This is a genomic window from Agrobacterium sp. a22-2 (assembly GCF_012276985.1).
GTDB lineage: Bacteria > Pseudomonadota > Alphaproteobacteria > Rhizobiales > Rhizobiaceae > Allorhizobium.
The window spans coordinates 1-497 of the sequence record NZ_JAAXMM010000047.1 but is presented as its reverse complement, the minus strand read 5'-3'; the positions used below and the strand labels follow the sequence as shown (position 1 = coordinate 497).

Genomic DNA, 497 nt, shown 5'->3' with positions numbered 1-497 from the left:
ACCTAGGGCACAAAAGCTTGAGAAACTCGTAGATGAGTGCTTATTGTATGCTTTCGATTATATGCAATCACTCCGTACAATGGTTGCTAGAAATAATGATCTACAAACATTGCTTGTAAAAATACGAGCAAAGATAATGGCATCTAAAACAGAAAATGCTCAAGTTATTTTCATGCGTGAAGAAGGTGAGAAGTTAGTTAGGGATGCGACTAATTCTAGGGTACCTGCATATATCGCAGCAACTAGGACTGGGTTGATGTTGTATTTAATTCTACGTGCTATGACTAAGAATTACTATACAAAAACAAAATAAACATAATGCCCTCCCGCAATGGGAGGGCATTATGTCTTTTTTTTATTTTTAACGCATGAAGCCAGGGCGCCTATGTTTAACTGGTGAAATATCCCAGCCAAGACTTTTCGCTAGATCTGTCACATTGGTGATATCAGAACATTCAAAACCCATGTTAATTTGACGTTCACGTTCACGCTGTACC

The 497-nt window shown here is 38.2% G+C and carries 1 protein-coding gene; it reads left to right on the top strand.

The genetic code is table 11. From position 1 onward, the window contains the following. Window positions 1-313 (top strand): hypothetical protein (locus HFC70_RS26855; protein ID WP_210259461.1); only part of this gene is annotated, 313 nt, incomplete at its 5' end. Window positions 314-497 lie beyond the last annotated feature (184 nt).